Genomic DNA, 17053 nt, shown 5'->3' on the forward strand with positions numbered 1-17053 from the left:
TTAGAATTTTGTCATGCTGTTTTTTTCTTTTTATCAAGTTTAACTTGATTCAATCTATTATATTTACTGATTCTTTTTTGTAATTCAATTTGAGACTTAATGAAAATTATACGTGAATTTATTTTTTTTAAAAGTTTTCTCGACTTTAGGCTATCGTTCTCTCCATGGATTCTTCTAAAATGCGTTCTTTCGTCGATATGTAAATTTGAGTGAAGAAGATTTGCAGCCATCGCAATCCACAAATCATGGGATTCAACGTAATCTGCAATCGGCATAATGACATCTTTTAATTCCTTTCGGAACGCCATTCCGCATCCATAATAGCCAGCCCTTCCTAGATAAATATCGAGGATGTTTTTACTAAAATTTTTTGAATCTAGAGTAGAAATTTCGCACATTTTAAATTCTATTCGATTGCCATATTTATTTATATAATGCGAGTTATCACTAATTAATAAAGCATCCTCTTCAAAAAAATGTTTTTTAAAAATTTCAACTTTATTGGATGACCAAATATCATCTTGATCACACATAAAGATTAATTCATTTCGACACAAAGAAATTATCCTTTCAAATGTCTTTACATGTCCCAGGTTTTTTTCGTTTGTAAAAGATTTGATCTTTTCGTCACTAAATGACTTAATAATTTCTACAGTTTTATCTTTAGAACCATCATCCACTATGATAAGTTCATCACTATTAGATAATTGCGGCAAAATTGAATTTATTTGTTCAGCTACATAGTTCTCTCCATTATATGTAGCCATACCTATACTTACTGTCATAATGCTATTGTTTTAAGTGCTAAAATTTTATAATCTAAAAACTCTTCTACTGTCTTCTTTGCGCCCTCTTTCATTAAAACAAATCGTTCTTGATCATTTATAATACCCCAAACTGTTTTAGCGAAATACTCAGGATTGATATTCTCCACATTTACTTTTACCAAATTATTATGTCGGTTAAGATATTCCATATCCTGACCGCCAGAATCACCTGCAACAACAGGCAAACCGCACCCTATCGATTGCTGCCACAAAACAGATTGACTTGCAGGATAAACCGCAATATCACTGCATAGAAGAAGTTCGATGGTTTCTTCTAAATTAAGCCACCCTGTAAAAGAAACATTTTTTCCTTCAGTCAATTTCTGTAGATAGGCGCCAAATTCATCCGTAAAGGCTTTGCCGAATACTACTAAATGAAAATTAGAAGGCAGTTTCTCCATCATTCTAATAGCAATATCAGTCCTTTTAATTTCGGTTAGTTTACCACCTGTAGCAATTATTATTTTATTCGCCGACAATCCAAATTTTTGTCTTGACATTTTTCTATCTGTTTTATCCTTTATTTCATTAATCTTTGCTAAATCAACGCCGAGTGGAAGAAGCTCCATATTTTTTTCCGGAATGGAATAAACTTCTTTTAAAAATCTTATTCCTTCGGGAACTATGGGATATATCTTATCAATATGTTTCAAAAATTTGTGAAAATATCCCTTTCTGATTACTTTATGCAGAATGTTTATTGAAAGCCAGTTCTTCCCACTGTTAGAATAATCCGCGTGATAATCCATTATTATTTTAAGATTTGGCTTGTATTTTTTCTTCCAATTTACAACTTCATGCATATTGAAACTTATATCATGAAAAAACACTAAATCCGGCGATATGGATTTTAAATGTTCTGTAAGATTTGGGAAACTTTTTATTCTGTTCAGTAGATTGATTCTGTAAGGAAACCGATAAATTTTTTCTCCATTTTTACCCCTGTAAATTTTCAGCTGTTTATTTTCAATTTTTTCTTCATCAATATATTTAAACACATCCGTATTGTGGGAAGTAAAGACAAAAACTTCATGCCCCAAATCAATATATTTTTTTGCAAGAAGTGGCTCCTGATATAATTGACCATCATCGTAAAAATCGACTATAAATAAAATTTTCATTTTTTTAAATTAGCTATGGATAGGATTGATAGAAATGCTCCTCCTGACAATAATGCGGTAAAAATAGAAGTATTGAGAAACATACTTATAAATGGAAGGAATAGCAAGATGACAAATAATTTATTTTTTTTGTATGATACTACATCCAAAATACGCAGTACTAATAACATGAACAGATTGGCCAGAATGCAGCCCAGCATTCCGGCAGCCGCAATTCCATCGGTAGCCCAGAAGCTAGCATTGGCATTTAATTTAGGATCCCAAAATGCTCCTCCAATTACTAAACCCAATTCCCTGTCGTACGGATAGGCACCCGTTAAAAGATTTACAAAATTTATATGGCTATAATAGGTGTAAGGATTATTTTGAAAAAAAAGATCATACCAATATGTTAGCAGCCCACCATTTCCCAGCGTTCTGGCAAGAACTACAGAATTTACCCAAAAAATATTGGTATTCTCCGGATATACAGAGAATAATATCAAAAAAAGCACAGTAAAAAAGGCTAATGAGTAGACGATAAATGGGTAAAATTTTTCTATAATATTTCGCTTTGCCAGGAAAATAAAAAACAAATATACCAGCGGGAAGAGGATTGCTATTTTTGCTCCACTTGATACATATAAAATCATGGCTATGGCTAAACCGCAGTAGATAAATAGCCTTTTTTTATTTATAATACCATACGCCAAACAGTAAGGCATGTAGAAATTAGTCAACCAAACGTTAATATAAGCCAGAAAAGCATTCCCTGACGCAATTGCGCTATTTTGTTCGCGCAGATCATAAATATCCTCAAAAGATGCAAATTTTAAATTGTTTCTGTAAGCAACCAGGGTGACTACACTCAATAAAACACTAAAAAACAAAATAATATCAGGGCGAAACAATATTGAGCTTAGAGTAAATTCATTTTTTGTTGGAATCTTCGCCACATAAAAAAAGCTTATCATTCCCATAAAAAATATAAACTGCAACAAATAATTTCTAGTGTCTATTTCCTGAGGCGTAAAAGAGAAAGAAAAAATAATGGGGATATATAGTATGATATAAATAAAAAGGGCAATAAAACTTGAAATCTTCCCTTCTCTATAAAAAAGGGAAGGGATGAAACAAAGTAGAAAAATCAGCATGTACTGTGCTAAGTTTTTATCATAAAATTCAAAACCGGCATATTTAAATATCGGGTTTAAAAATGCCGTATATGCATAATAGTATACTATTATGTATAATATTGTAGAGAAATAAATATGATAATTCTTCTTATTCTTCATTTGATAATTTCTTAGTCTTCCATAAAAATATAATATTAAATATTATTGAGCTAGCAGAAAAAAACATTAATGAGTAATAAGGGTTATTACAAAATCTATAGCCCATATAAATACCTACACCCCCAAAGAAGGTATTGAAAACCTGTAGCATCATAAACAATTTTTGCCTGTCTCTGATATAAAAAAGAGAATTTAAAGGAGAGGCAACGAATTCGAAAAAAAGAAAAACACAAATTATCCGGGCATATACGCCTGCTTCATACCATTCCGGACCAAATACAAATTCAAATAACCACGGAGATAAAATAAATAATAAAAAATATATCGGGAACGACATTGCGATAAGTTTCTTAAACGTAGACCAGTAAAGAGAAGTGCAATTCCCTCTTTCTCTAAAACTATCAATGGCATCATTTCTAAAAACATTTCCGATGGCAGAAGTTATAATAATATTCGGTAGACGAAGCATCCTGTTAGCCATTGAAAAAAGGCCTACAACCGTGGCTCCATAGAAAACACTAAAAACAATAGGAATAAACTGTTGACTTGCCGAAAGAGATAGATCTGAAAATATCATATAACGAGGAAAAGAGCTATAATGGATTGCAACCTGTTTTATTTCCTTCTGTTTTAAGACTTGAGAGAAAATAGTTGTATCCCTTAATACAAAATAGAAAATAGCAGCTACTATACCCACCAAAAGCGCCCATATCATTCCGGAATGTAACCCTAACAAGCCAAAAACAATGCTTGAAAATGCGGTGCTAATTACTTGTAAACTATTTGCAATAGTAATAGATTTATATCTTTTATATCGTTGGTTCCAATAAGATAATGCAGAGTAAATAGCGATGCACAAAATATAAAAAGGTGCGATATAAGCCTCTTTATAAGAGAGAAACCCTGTTGGATCATTTATTTTGAGAACTTCCCTTAAAACAATAATGGCCAAAAAATAAAAAACAGAGACATAAGCTCCAATACAAAAAATTAGCTTAACAATTTTTTTAGCCTGATTATCGTCTTCCGGCAATCCTATTGCAAACTCATAGCGCCCTGTGGACACTACCGCTAGAAAAACTGTAAAGCTTGTAAAGATAGAAAGTGCCCCAAAATCTTCTACTGTAAACAACCGAGATAAAAGAGGGGAGACAGCAACAACAACAATCTGACTTATTATAGTTCCGGCTGCTAATGTTGTTACATTTCGAAGAAAGTCATTCTTCGCTAAATTTCTTAGTCTTTGTCTCAAGATTTACTTCTTTGCCGAATTTTTCAATTCATATACTCTCTCAATAATATCAACAACTTTTAATCCCTCAAGGGCATTGGTAGTAATAGTATTTCTGCCCTTTAGTACATCTACCACATTTTCAATGATATAATGGTGATTTGCCGCAGAACCTTTGTATGCGCCATAGTCATTTCCGGGATTGGTCGGCGCCAGTTCAGGCATTTCGTAATCTTTAATGTGGCAATATTCTACCTCATTCATGTACTGCCCGCCTACTTTTACAGAGCCGTTCTCAGCAATCACCGTAATACTGCTTTCCAGATTTTTATCCCAAACAGATGTGGAATAATTCAATGATCCCATGCCGCCGTTCACAAAATCGAACGATACAAAACCGGAGTCTTCAAAATCCGTTAATTTTTCATGATTAAAATCTGCAAATTTGGCCTGTATATTCTTGATGTCGCCAAAATACCAATACATCAAATCAATAAAGTGACTAAACTGTGTGAAGAGCGTTCCTCCGTCGAGATCTCCTTTTCCATGCCAGGATTCCGGTTTGTAGTAACGGTCATCCCTGTTCCAATAACAGTTGATCTGCACCATAAAGATTTTGCCCAGTTTGCCAGACTCCAGAAGTTCTTTCAGCCAGACACTTGGAGGGGAATAGCGGTTCTGCATCACACAGAACACCTGCTTGTGTTTTTGAAGTCCTTTGAAAATTAAAGCTTCTGAATCTTTTTTATTCAGAGACATGGGTTTTTCAATCACCAAATGTCTTCCGGAATCCAAAATCTTCATCCCCTGTTCGGCATGGAAACCGTTGGGACTGGCCACATTAATCACATCAATCTCCAGATTGGAAGCCAACAGATCTTCCAGTGAACTAAAAAAAGGAACCGCGTAACTGTCGATGCCCAGTGCCGATTTATCCTTTACATCTACGAGGGCTACGAGTTCACACTCTGGATTTCTGGAAATCATTTCGGCATGCCGTTTCCCGATATGGCCGCATCCTATTACGGCAAATTTTATTTTATCAGACATTATTGTGTTATTTTAGAAACTTTATTATTGCTTATTCTGTAGTGTTCGCCGCTTTCGGGGCACTGTGCTGTACCTTCTTCATTAAAGTCCAGTCTATGGCCGTATTCGCTCATCCAGCCCATCTGTCGCGCAGGATTTCCCACTACCAGTGCATAGGCCGGTACCTCTTTGGTCACCACGGCACCAGCTCCTATAAAGGCAAATTCACCGATGTTGTGCCCGCAAACAATGGTGGCATTGGCGCCAATGGAAGCCCCTTTTCCCACATGGGTTTTGAGGTATTCATTTTTACGGTTCAACGCACTTCTGGGATTAATCACATTGGTAAACACCATGGAAGGCCCCAAGAAAACATCATCATCACAGGTTACACCCTCGTAAATAGAAACATTATTCTGTACCTTAACATTCTTTCCCAATACCACTTTTGGTGACACCACCACATTCTGGCCGATATTACAGTTTTCACCAATAACACAGTTGGGCATGATGTGCGAAAAATGCCATATCCTGGTGCCATTTCCAATCTTGCAGCCTTCATCTATAACAGCGGTTTCGTGAGCGAAATAGTCTTCCATCATTTTAATTTTTATTAAAAAAACTCTTTACTTCAGAAATAATATAATCCTGTACTTCCTGATCGAACTCGGTGTGCACCGGCAACGATAAGACCTCTTTACACAGATCTTCTGTAACAGGGAGTGAAAAACCATCTTCCACATACTGTTGGAAGGCCTCCTGCCGACATAAAGGCAGTGGATAATAGATCATACTCGGAATACCTTTTTCTTTTAAGTAAGCCTGCAAGTCATCCCTTTTTCCATTTTTAATTTTCAAAGTGTACTGGTGAAATACATGGTTACTGTCGGATGCTCTGACAGGAATTTCAATAGCATCAATATCTTTCAGGTGTTCATCATAATAGTCTGCCATTTTATTTCTTGCAGCAGAATACTTATCCAAATGCTTTAGTTTCACTTTTAAAACTGCTGCCTGAATGGTGTCTAAACGAGAATTACATCCCAAAACTTTATGGTAATACTTTTTTTCTTGGCCATGATTGGCAATCATTCTGATTTTTGCTGCGAGTTCATCGTCATTCGTCATTAATGCACCGCCATCCCCATAGCATCCTAAATTTTTGGAAGGGAAAAATGAAGTGCAGCCGATGTGTCCGATGGTTCCCGTTTTTTTTGAGGTTCCATCCGCAAAAGTGTAGTCTGCTCCTATTGCCTGCGCGTTGTCTTCAATTACAAAAAGGTTATGTTTTTCAGCAAATTTCATGACCTTCTCCATATCCGCACTTTGTCCATACAGGTGAACCGGAACAATAGCTTTAGTATTTGCTGTTACATATTTTTCTAAATTTTCAATTTCTATATTGAATGTATCGGCATCTACATCTACCATTACCGGCTTTAAACCGAGCAATCCAATGACTTCCGCCGTTGCTACATAAGTAAATGCAGGAACGATAACTTCGTCTCCCAGCTTCAATCCCAACGCCATCATTGCAATTTGGAGCGCGTCAGTTCCATTAGCGCAAGGAATCACGTGTTTTACCTGAAGATAGTTTTCAAAATCTCTCTGAAATTCCATTACCGCCGGACCGTTGATGAACGCCGTGGCATCAATGCAGTCCTGGATCCCCTGATTTACTTCGTCCTTTATTTTTTCGTACTGACCTTTGAGGTCAACCATTTGGATGGGTTTCATATTTAGAACTTTCGTATTTTATTAATTTCTAATGCAAGGTTACTGATGGTTTCCCCAATTGACAGACATGATGTCGCCGCCGGTGAGGGTGCATTTCTCACGTGTATCACATTGCCACTCTTGATGATATCGAAATCATCGATCAGGCTGCCGTCTTTCCTCAGCGCCTGTGCTCTAACGCCGGAGCCGCCCGGAACCAAATCGTCTTCCTGAATTTCCGGCATTAATTTTTGTAAGGCTTTGGTAAATGCGGCTTTCGATAAGGAACGGTATATTTCACCCAAACCTGTTTTACCGTACTTCGCTGCAATTTTCCAAAAACCGGGATAACCGAACGTGTCCAAAGTTTCAGCAAAATTAAAATCCGAGAATTTGTAACCCTCTCTTTTAAAAGCCAGAACCGCATTCGGGCCGGCTTCGATATTTCCGTCAACCATCCGTGTAAAATGCACGCCCAGAAAAGGAAAATTCGGATCCGGAACAGGATAGATCAAATGTTTGACGAGGTGTTTTTTTTTGTCTTTAATTTTATAATATTCGCCGCGAAAAGGAACGATGATGAAATCTTTGTTGGCGGTCGTCATATTGGCAACTTTATCGGAATAAAGTCCGGCGCAGGAAATCACTTTTTTCGTCTGGAAATCGCCTTTGTCGGTTTCCACCGTAATTTCGGTCCCATTTTTAATATTTATCACCTGATGATTAAAACCTACTTCGCCGCCGAGTTCTGTAAACAGCTCCTTGATTTTTTCTGCAACTGCCGGATAATCAATGATGCCCGTTTGCGGAACTTTAATCGCCTTAACACCTTCGCAGTGCGGTTCTATCTCTCTAAATTCTTCCCGTGACAGGTACTTTAAATTTTGAAGTCCATTGGCGACGCCCCGATTGTAGATATTGTCGAGTAAGGGCAGTTCTTCGTCCGAGGTTGCGACAATAATTTTGCCGCAGAGATCGTACTTAATGCCGTATTTTTCGGCAAATTCGATGACAGACCGATACCCTGAAATACAGTTTTTGGCTTTCAGACTTCCCGGTTTGTAGTAAATTCCGCTGTGTATGACGCCGCTGTTGTGTCCCGACTGATGTTGGGAAACACCACCTTCTTTTTCCAAAACCAAGACCTTGGAAGCAGGATTGTTCAGTTTAAGATGGTATGCGGTAGAAAGCCCCACTAAACCCGCACCGATAACGACGAAATCATACATCATAATCTTGAATCTACTAAATTTCTTTCCAGAATCGCTTTAACATCAAAAATCACCGATTTTTCTTTTTTGAGATCATCAAAATCGAGCGCGATAAATTCGTTGTGAGCTACTGCCAAAAGAATGACATCATATTTTTTTCCGGCGGGAATTTCGGTTAAAGTCTCTACACCGTACTCGTGTTTCACTTCATCGCGGTCTGCCCATGGATCCCAGATGTCAACATTCAGCCCAAACTGTGACAGTTCATTATAAATATCCACGACCTTTGTATTGCGGACATCAGGACAGTTTTCTTTGAAGGTGACTCCCAGAATCAGGGCATCGGCCTCTTTAATTCCCATGCCTTTTTTAATCATGAGTTTCACGAGCTTACCGGCGATAAAACTGGACATCATATCATTCACTCTTCTACCGCTCAAAATCACCTGCGGATGGTACCCGAGCTGTGTGGCTTTGTGCGCAAGATAATAAGGATCCACGGAAATACAGTGTCCGCCAACCAAGCCAGGTTTATATTTCAAGAAATTAAATTTCGTTCCGGCTGCTTCAAGAACGTCGTTGGTATCAATTCCGACGCGGTCGAAGATCAAAGCCAGCTCATTCACAAAAGAAATATTGACGTCACGCTGGGCGTTTTCAATGGCTTTGGAAGCTTCAGCAACTTTGATATTCGGTGCTTTGTGGGTTCCTGCGGTAATAATTTTTTTGTATAACTGATCCACTTCTTCCGCAATTTCGGGTGTAGAACCTGAAGTAACCTTTTTAATGGTGGTAAGGGTATTGACTTTATCGCCAGGTACAATTCTCTCCGGAGAATACCCAACGAAGAAATCGGTATTGAATTTAAGGCCGGATTCTTTTTCAAGAATCGGAACGCAGTCTTCTTCCGTACAACCCGGGTATACTGTGGATTCGTAAATGATGATGTCGCCTTTTTTGATAATTCCGCCGAGCATTTTGCTGGCTTTTACGAGCGGCCCGAGATCCGGCGCATTAAACCGGTCGATTGGTGTAGGGACAGTAACGATAAAAATATCTGCCTGTTTGATTTCATCGAGGTTATACGTTGCTTTATAGCCTTTTTCGAAATTGGTTTCTGCTGCAAGATTCAACATGGTGTTGATGACTTCCGAATCCGCTTCCAGCGTATGATCAAGCCCCTGATTAAGCTCTTCTACCCTTTTAGGATTTATATCAAAGCCGAACACCGCGTGATGTTTGGAAAATTCCAAAGCTAAAGGCAAACCTACGTAACCCTGCCCTATAACCGCTATTTTTTTCATATTATAACCTGTCTTTTATTTTCTCAAAAAAACTCTTCTCTTTAGCACTATACCCATACCCATACTTGTTGCCGTAACCGAAGTAATCCTTCTCCACATCATTGAGCACGAAGCCCACATTTCTGATTTTTTTCTGGTCGATATTCTTATTGGCAAACTCGATCAGAGCTTTCTCTGTATAGCCAGAACGGGCTACGTAAATGGTTGCATCTGCGAGATCTGCAAACAGGAAGGTATCGGTTACCAACATGAGCGGTGCCGTATCCAAAATGATATAATCGTAATCATCCCTCAGTTCATCCAAAAGTTTCTCGTACCTGCCGTTGCTGAGCAATTCGGTCGGATTCGGCGGAATACTGCCGGAGTAGATAACATCGCAGTGCGGGTTAAAAGTGGTCTGGTGCAAAATATCAGAAACCCTGGTGGTTTCATCATAAAGATATTCAGTCAGGCCTTTCAAACCACGCCTGGCGGTATTGTATCGCTGCAGCTGTGGATTCCTGATATCTGAGCCAATGATGAGCACCTTTTTGCTTGGCGTCGCGAGGGTTAAAGCCAGGTTCACCGAAGTAAAGGTTTTCCCTTCCCCTTTCACCGTGGAGGTGACGAAGACCACTTTGGCGGTATCTTTCTTAGGGAGCATAAAGTTCATATTGGTAATGAGAATCCTGAAGGCTTCGGCCATCGGTGAGAGGTCGTTCGGTCTCACGATTTCCTCTTCGCCTTTTTCGACACGAGGAAGCTCGCCGATTACCGGGGCATGGGAGAGCTTTTCGAGGTCGTGTTTCGACTTCACCTTGTTGTCGAAGAGTTCTTTCAGGTAGATGAACGCAAACGGTAACAGAAGCCCCAACGCCAGTGCCCCCAAAAGTATAATCATTTTCTTAGGAGCCACAGGAGCAGTGGAAGCGTAAGCCTGATCAATAATCCTGGCTTTATTTCCTTTGACCGCCAGGGAAATCGCTGTTTCCTCACGTTTCTGCAATAATAGAAGATAGAGGTTTTCCTTGATCTGCTGCTGTCTTTCAATACCTCTGAACATCTTCTCGATCGCCGGAAGTTTTGAAATTTTTCCCGATACCTGGTTCTGTTCAGACTGGTACTGGTTACGGGCCAGTTCAAGTCCGGTCCTGTTTTTCTGCAGGCTCTGGGAAATGGCACCCTTCAGGTTCGAGATCTGCTTGGTTACTTCCACCACCGCGGGATGCTGCGGCGTTGCCGACTCCAGCAAACGGTTCCTTTCCAGAACCAGGGCATTGTAGGCGCTGATGTTGGCGGTAGCTTCAGGATTGGCCAGCCCTACATTGGAAGGCAGCACCTGATACGAACCGGAGCGGTTCACATAACTGATCAGAGCGTTCGTCAGTTCCAGCTGGGCATCGGTTTCGAGCTGCTTGGCCCTTGCTGCTGCAGAGCTTTCCAAATTAATCTTAGCTTCGGTTTCAATATCGGTGACGCGGTTGGCCGCTTTAAACCTTTCCTTCTGATTTTCCACATCGCCCAGTTCGTCCGACACTTTTGCGATCCGTTCTTCGATGAAGGCCATGGTCTGCTCGGACTCCCCTCTTTTGTCATTCAGGGCGTCGCGGTTATAGGCATCTACGAGTGTGTTCAGTATTGTTTTGGCCTTGTCGGTCTGGGGGTAGTTCATATCCAGCCCGATGACCGTTGCATCTTTGTTCACCAGACTGACATTGGTGGCTTTCTGCAGTTCATCCACGCGTCCTTCCCGGGCGCTGATGTACAGCTTCAGGTCCCCGATTTCGCCGGCTTTAACGGCATCGAATGCCGGATTCTTCACAATGATAATATTGGCATACGGCAGACTGACGGTACGGTTCACCGTGGTTTCTATCTTTTTCGGAAGTTCCTCTGAGGTCAGGATAATTTTATCGCCTTTGATTTCCAGATTTAGCGGTTCTTTTGGAAACTCTGCGTTTTTCTTTTCATTGATGACGTTCACCGTCACGGGTGCGGTGTCGCCGTACAGTTCTTTTTCAGACAGTCCGGATTCAGACATGATGACGGTTTCGAGATGCTTCGCAGACACCACTTCGCGCATCAGCTTCTTGGATTTGAAGATTTCAATCTCGTTGTCGATGCTGTTGGTGCTCATCCCGCCGATTCCCGAAAGGTCGCGCAGGACGCCGGCTTCCATTCCGCTTCCGCCGAAATTGTTGGCTTTGGCATCTTTAATGAGCACCGTCGTCTTTACATTATAAACGGGTGTCGTAAACTTAAGGTAAAAATAAGCCAAAAGGAGTGCTGTAAGCGCACTAAGTACAAACCACGGCCATTTGCGGATGTATGGCCTGACAATTTCACTGATGTGGATTTCGGATTCTTCCGGATTTTCTGCAGGTGCAGCGACTTGGTTACTGTCCATCAAACAAATAAATCTTATTTTTTAAATACTGTCACCAGAAGCCCCAAGAGCCCCAGTGTTACTGATGCGATCGAGATATAAAGGCCGGTATTCGGGTTCTGCCGGGCGGCAATTTCGCGGCTTCTGTTCGGCGATACATAAATGACATCGCCCTGTTTTAAATGATAGTAAGGAGAAGTAATGAAGGAGGCGTCCCCCAAATTGATGCGCTCCTTAGAAATGACACCGTCCACATTGCGTACGACCAAAACGTCATCCCTTTTCCCGTACATGGTGAGATCGCCGGCAAGCCCCAAAGCACTTAACAGAGTCGCCTTACCATCAGCAATGGTATATTCCCCCGGCCTGTTGACTTCACCCAGCACCGTCACTTTATAATTCGCCAGCTTCATGCTTACGGTAGGGTTAATGATGTAGCGGGTAAGCCTGCCTCTCAGTTCATTCTTAAATTCATCTATGGACTTCCCTGTCGTGCTGAGTTTACCCAAAACCGGAAAATCGATCATGCCTTCGGAATCTACCGTGTAGGTAGGCCCTGCTGCCGGTGCAACCACCGCATTCACATTGCCTCCCGGCTGCGCATTGGCCAGGGTTTCCCCAGAGGAATAATTCTGGTTGAACGGCTTCACCACGTCCAGATCCTTAGCCATGACGGTAATCACGAGCTGATCGCCCTGCTGGATGGTGCTGTGTGCGGTGCGGACCGAGGTCTCCTCGGCAATCTGCTCAATATTCTTGAGATAATTGAGTTCGCTTTCAGCATCGGGCTTCTTCTGAAAAACCGAGCAGGAACTGAATGATACCGCTAAAAACAGAAAAGAGAGAAATCTAAAATTCATTATGTGCTTCAAAACGCAAATATATTAATTATCGCTGACAGTGAAAAAAATCCTGTCGCAGTGTGCAAATATTATTCCAAATCACTATACCCTAATCCAGCATTTCGTAGACGGAATTGTTGCTTTTAAATTCGGGCACGATCTTTTTCAAAATCTTCACCACTTCTACTTTGGCGGCGCCGGAGGCGGCCTCTACAATCCTGGTGACCAGCTCATCAATTTCCGCATAGCTCATGGTCGGATCCTTAGAAATCATGATTTTCTCGTTATGTGTCGGCAGGGTTTTGGTGTTATCGCTGAGCAGTTCCTCATACAGCTTTTCTCCCGGTCGCAGGCCGGTGTACACGATCTTCATATCCACGCCGGGCTCAAAACCTGACAGCTTGATCATCCTGCGCGCCAGGTCCACAATTTTGACCGGCTGGCCCATATCGAAGACAAAGACTTCGCCGCCGGCGCCCATCGTACCAGCCTGAAGGACAAGTTCACACGCTTCAGGAATGGTCATAAAATATCTGACGATATCCGGATGCGTAATGGTGAGCGGCCCACCGGCTTCGATCTGCCTTTTAAACAGAGGAATGACTGAACCGTTGGATCCCAGCACATTTCCAAAACGGGTGGTGATGAATTTTGTTGTGTTGCCTTCCAGGTTCTGCAAAGACTGGACGAAGAGCTCCGCGGCCCGTTTGGTAGCCCCCATCACATTGGTAGGATTGACCGCCTTATCGGTAGAGATCATCACAAAGCGGTTGACGTTATATTTGCTGGACAGACAGGCCACGTTCTTGCTGCCCAAAATGTTTGTAAAAATGGCTTCCTGAGGGTTGTCCTCCACCAGCGGCACGTGCTTATAAGCCGCAGCATGATAGACCATGGAGAACCTGTATTTATCAAAAAGCGGCTCCAGGCGGCTGTAATTTGCCACGTCGACCATTGCGAACCTGAAATTGATATGGGGAAACTTCTCGCGTACCTCCAACTCAATCTCATACAGGGGTGTTTCCGCCTGATCCAAGACCACCACGAGCGAGGGGCTGAACTGCGCCACCTGCCTCACGATCTCGCTGCCGATAGAGCCGGCCCCTCCGGTGACCAGGATATTCTTTTCAAAATGCCTTCTTTTGACCTCATCGTTTTCTATCTTAATCGGTTTACGGTTGAGGAGGTCTTCGATCTGCAGGTTTTTGATCTGCGCATTCATATCGCCGCTTCTCAATTTCTGAACTGAAGGTGCTTTAAATATCTGAAGGTCTTTTTCCAGAAACAGATTCACCCAGCTGTTCATCTCTTCCTTATCCAGTGCTTCCCGGATGAGCAAAACGCCCTGGATGCCCAACCTGTCTTTGCCAGTATTTTCAAGCCGGCGGCGCGAAATGATGGGTTTGCCCAGTAGTTTGGCGTTCCGCGAATCTGACCGCTGGGTGAGGAATCCCACGACCTGGTACGGCAACTGCGGATTATCGAGAACGGCTCGTGCAATGGCGATGGACTGCTGGGTGATCCCCAGCACCAAAATCCTCTTTCGCCTGGTGCTCCGGCGCAGCTCGCCCGCAATCTGAAAGAATTCCTTTACCACCAAACGAAACAGGAAGAGGGACAGAAACGATACCGTGAAGTAGATAAAGAGAACCGGCATACGGATGAGCCTTGTGCCGTAAGTTAAAGAGGACACCACATTAACGGCCACAAGCACCATAAGTGTGCACACCCCCGCAAGCAGAAGCTTGAAGATATCCACAAACGTGGAGTGCCGGATGATGCCGGCAAACGTTCTGAACGCAAACATAAAGCCTACATTGACCCCTACGACGAGGACACACTTCCAGGACTGGGGAATGGTCTGCAACGGCGCTACGCCCAGATTATCGAGTATAACATAAGACAGTGCAAATGAAATGACAAGAATAAGGATATCCAGCATAAGAATGACCCACCGGGGCAGATAACGGATATCCGTAAGGCTGATCATATTATCACCGGCGTACACCCTTTTCCTAAGGTCGCTAACGTTCATCATCTGTGTATTAATTATACGTAAAAAAACAGCAGCACCGCATATTACCGACAAATTTACTAAAAAAACGGCCGTGAGTGCTCAGAACCATTCTTCATGCAAAAATAATCAGTTCCCGGAAAAAAACAATTTATTTAACATTTGATTTTAACCAATTCCCTGCTTTTCTACAAATTTTCAGCCTGACAAAGGCGCCGTGCTACGCCGACCGCCCTAATGCTTTTGACATGTTTCTTTCATAAAGCCCATTGTATCCCCTGTGAGACCTTCCACCGCCAAAAAGAGCAGCACCCTGTATCTCACAGCTCCCGGCTGAAGGCCAATAAATATTTGTCAATAAACATCTCCCTGTCCTTCGACCTGTACTGCTGGATGTACCTCGGATGTTCCAAAACGGTCATTGTCCCAAACAGTTTTTCACGGTCATTGATTTTCTTCAGGAAAGCCGCATTTTTTACTCCCAGTACAAAAACTTCTGAGGTCTCAAGTCCCAAACTGATGTGCTTCTTCAAAGATTCCCCCATGAAATCTTCTACGCAACTGAACAGTGCTTTGTCGTCGTAATAATTGGCATTGAGGTAAACGCCGTTTTTTCCTTTTCTTGTAATTGCCAGCGGAAACGGCGAATTGATATAAAACTGTGAATAAAATTTTTCCGCTCCGCCAAAGGCTTCAATCATATTGTAAAGAAAGACCGAAGAAACTTCGTGGGTTCGCGCGGATTTCATTGTGATGCCGCAGTGTTTTTCGAGATTCTTGGTATCGGTGAACGGCACGCCGGTAACGCCGGCCCCATGACGGCTGGGATTGATGCCGATGAGGAATTTCCGAGTGCGGGTATCGCTGTAAAATTTGTCGTAGAACTGTTGCATCACGGTGAGAGTCTCGGGATTGTCCAGAAACGGGTTCATTACCTGGAAATCCGGGGGAAGGGCGCCGGTGTATTTCAGGTTTTTGTTGAAATGGACTACTTTTTGGCCGAAGGTTTTCATTGTTTCACACAGGATTTTTTTTTGCACTGATGTGATGGATTTGCACTGATTAAAAATTGAAAAATTACTGTTCATCACAGTTTTTTTTTCGCACAGATCTCACAGATTTTCACAGATTTAATAAAGTGAAAATTTACTATTCAAATGTTCAACGTGTTTTTTCGCACGGATTGCACGGATTTACACAGATTTAATAAATTGAAGATTTACTGTTCAACACAGGTTTTTTTGCACGGATTTCACGGATTTACACAGATTCAATAAATTGGAAATTTACTATTCAGGACAGTTTTTTCGCACGGATGGCACGGCGTGGCGCTGTTTATAAATTGATAAACTACTATTTAAGATCATTGGTGTAATTATGCACATGTGGCTAAAGATAACCGTTAACGATTCTTACGATATTCTTGTCAATTCTATTGGTATTAAAATTAACTAAAATTCCTAGATGGCTGTTTGTAAGTTTAAGATAATTCAATAGTTGTTTATGGTGGAAAGGACTTAATTCTTCAACTGATTTCACTTCGATTATTATTTTTTGCTCCACCAAAATGTCGATTCTAAAACCTAATCCTAAATCAGTGTCCTTATATTCAACACACAGCGGAAGTTGGCACTGCACTTCCAATCCCTGATTTTCAAGTTCTATAGCCAACGCTTTTTCATAAACATTTTCAAGCAAACCTGGACCTAGAATATTGTACACTTCAAAGATCGCCTTCCGAATCAAATATGTAATTTCATTTTCAGTCATCATCACCATTTTAAAAGAAGGGGAAATCCAGCGGTAGGGCGCTGGTGTTTTTCAGGTTTTTGGTTATTTTTTTTTCGCACGGATTTGCATTGATTACAAAATTAAAAATTTACTTCAAAGTGTTTTTTCGCACGGATTACACAGATTTACACAGATTTAATAAAGTGAAAATTTACTATTCAAATGTTCAACGTGTTTTTTCGAACGGATGGCACGGGTTTGCACTGATTACAAAATTAAAATATTACTGTTGAACACATTTTTTTCCCACGGATTACACAGATTTACACAGATTTAATAAAGTGAAAAATTACTACTCAAATTTTCAACGTGTTTTTTCGAACGGATG

Annotated in this window: 14 protein-coding genes; all 14 read right to left on the bottom strand. The window is 41.2% G+C overall.

Annotated features, from left to right (window positions below):
• Positions 1-11 precede the first annotated feature (11 nt).
• The 14 genes from CKV81_RS05345 to CKV81_RS05410 all read right to left on the bottom strand — a co-directional run bounded on the left by CKV81_RS05345 (position 12) and on the right by CKV81_RS05410 (position 16707).
• Positions 12-785 (bottom strand): glycosyltransferase, encoded by a 774-nt coding sequence (locus CKV81_RS05345; protein ID WP_095071166.1) that lies wholly within the window; start codon positions 783-785, stop codon positions 12-14.
• Positions 782-1948, bottom strand: a complete 1167-nt coding sequence (locus CKV81_RS05350; RefSeq protein WP_095071169.1) for a glycosyltransferase family 4 protein — start codon at positions 1946-1948, stop codon at positions 782-784. The genes CKV81_RS05345 and CKV81_RS05350 overlap by 4 nt, the downstream gene beginning before the upstream one ends.
• Entirely contained in the window at positions 1945-3222 is a 1278-nt protein-coding gene (locus tag CKV81_RS05355) for a hypothetical protein (protein ID WP_095071172.1), read from the bottom strand. The genes CKV81_RS05350 and CKV81_RS05355 overlap by 4 nt, the downstream gene beginning before the upstream one ends.
• Positions 3212-4474, bottom strand: a complete 1263-nt coding sequence (locus CKV81_RS05360) for a lipopolysaccharide biosynthesis protein (protein WP_157727373.1) — start codon at positions 4472-4474, stop codon at positions 3212-3214. The genes CKV81_RS05355 and CKV81_RS05360 overlap by 11 nt, the downstream gene beginning before the upstream one ends.
• Positions 4475-4477: 3 nt before the next feature.
• The gene (locus CKV81_RS05365) at positions 4478-5503 is read right to left on the bottom strand and encodes a Gfo/Idh/MocA family protein (protein ID WP_095071176.1); all 1026 of its coding nucleotides are present in this window, start codon (positions 5501-5503) and stop codon (positions 4478-4480) included.
• A complete protein-coding gene (locus CKV81_RS05370; protein WP_095074269.1) occupies positions 5503-6081 on the bottom strand; it encodes an acyltransferase in 579 nt (192 codons plus the stop codon). Before CKV81_RS05370 ends, CKV81_RS05365 begins: the two co-directional genes overlap by 1 nt.
• 4 nt (positions 6082-6085) lie before the next feature.
• Positions 6086-7219, bottom strand: coding sequence for a DegT/DnrJ/EryC1/StrS family aminotransferase (locus CKV81_RS05375; protein ID WP_095071178.1), 1134 nt, complete (start codon positions 7217-7219; stop codon positions 6086-6088).
• 2 nt (positions 7220-7221) lie between these two features.
• Positions 7222-8430 carry an L-2-hydroxyglutarate oxidase gene (lhgO, locus tag CKV81_RS05380; RefSeq protein ID WP_198409831.1) on the bottom strand — a complete coding sequence of 403 codons (1209 nt, stop codon included), beginning with the start codon at positions 8428-8430 and terminating at the stop codon, positions 7222-7224.
• Positions 8427-9713: a nucleotide sugar dehydrogenase gene (locus CKV81_RS05385; protein WP_095071182.1), complete on the bottom strand. Its 1287-nt coding sequence runs from the start codon at positions 9711-9713 to the stop codon at positions 8427-8429. The genes lhgO and CKV81_RS05385 overlap by 4 nt, the downstream gene beginning before the upstream one ends.
• A 1-nt stretch (position 9714) precedes the next feature.
• Positions 9715-12099, bottom strand: coding sequence for a GumC family protein (locus CKV81_RS05390; protein WP_095071184.1), 2385 nt, complete (start codon positions 12097-12099; stop codon positions 9715-9717).
• 14 nt (positions 12100-12113) lie between these two features.
• Entirely contained in the window at positions 12114-12938 is an 825-nt protein-coding gene (locus tag CKV81_RS05395; protein WP_095071186.1) for a polysaccharide biosynthesis/export family protein, read from the bottom strand.
• A gap of 91 nt (positions 12939-13029) precedes the next feature.
• The gene (locus CKV81_RS05400; RefSeq protein ID WP_407641678.1) at positions 13030-14958 is read right to left on the bottom strand and encodes a polysaccharide biosynthesis protein; all 1929 of its coding nucleotides are present in this window, start codon (positions 14956-14958) and stop codon (positions 13030-13032) included.
• A 296-nt stretch (positions 14959-15254) separates the two neighbouring features.
• Positions 15255-15947, bottom strand: coding sequence for an SMUG2 DNA glycosylase family protein (locus CKV81_RS05405; RefSeq protein WP_095074276.1), 693 nt, complete (start codon positions 15945-15947; stop codon positions 15255-15257).
• 376 nt (positions 15948-16323) lie between these two features.
• Positions 16324-16707, bottom strand: a complete 384-nt coding sequence (locus tag CKV81_RS05410; RefSeq protein WP_407641679.1) for a GxxExxY protein — start codon at positions 16705-16707, stop codon at positions 16324-16326.
• Positions 16708-17053: the final 346 nt, after the last annotated feature.

The sequence above is a fragment of the Chryseobacterium taklimakanense genome, assembly GCF_900187185.1.
Lineage (GTDB): Bacteria > Bacteroidota > Bacteroidia > Flavobacteriales > Weeksellaceae > Planobacterium > Planobacterium taklimakanense.

Coding starts and splice junctions, on each gene's coding strand:
- CKV81_RS05385 (WP_095071182.1), bottom strand. CDS start 9,713: ATGAAAAAAATAGCGGTTATAGGGCAGGGTTACGTAGGTTTGCCTTTA.
- CKV81_RS05400 (WP_407641678.1), bottom strand. CDS start 14,958: ATGATGAACGTTAGCGACCTTAGGAAAAGGGTGTACGCCGGTGATAAT.
- CKV81_RS05410 (WP_407641679.1), bottom strand. CDS start 16,707: ATGATGACTGAAAATGAAATTACATATTTGATTCGGAAGGCGATCTTT.
- CKV81_RS05345 (WP_095071166.1), bottom strand. CDS start 785: ATGACAGTAAGTATAGGTATGGCTACATATAATGGAGAGAACTATGTA.
- CKV81_RS05365 (WP_095071176.1), bottom strand. CDS start 5,503: ATGTCTGATAAAATAAAATTTGCCGTAATAGGATGCGGCCATATCGGG.
- CKV81_RS05405 (WP_095074276.1), bottom strand. CDS start 15,947: ATGAAAACCTTCGGCCAAAAAGTAGTCCATTTCAACAAAAACCTGAAA.
- CKV81_RS05350 (WP_095071169.1), bottom strand. CDS start 1,948: ATGAAAATTTTATTTATAGTCGATTTTTACGATGATGGTCAATTATAT.
- CKV81_RS05395 (WP_095071186.1), bottom strand. CDS start 12,938: ATGAATTTTAGATTTCTCTCTTTTCTGTTTTTAGCGGTATCATTCAGT.
- CKV81_RS05375 (WP_095071178.1), bottom strand. CDS start 7,219: ATGAAACCCATCCAAATGGTTGACCTCAAAGGTCAGTACGAAAAAATA.
- lhgO (WP_198409831.1), bottom strand. CDS start 8,430: ATGATGTATGATTTCGTCGTTATCGGTGCGGGTTTAGTGGGGCTTTCT.
- CKV81_RS05355 (WP_095071172.1), bottom strand. CDS start 3,222: ATGAAGAATAAGAAGAATTATCATATTTATTTCTCTACAATATTATAC.
- CKV81_RS05370 (WP_095074269.1), bottom strand. CDS start 6,081: ATGGAAGACTATTTCGCTCACGAAACCGCTGTTATAGATGAAGGCTGC.
- CKV81_RS05390 (WP_095071184.1), bottom strand. CDS start 12,099: ATGGACAGTAACCAAGTCGCTGCACCTGCAGAAAATCCGGAAGAATCC.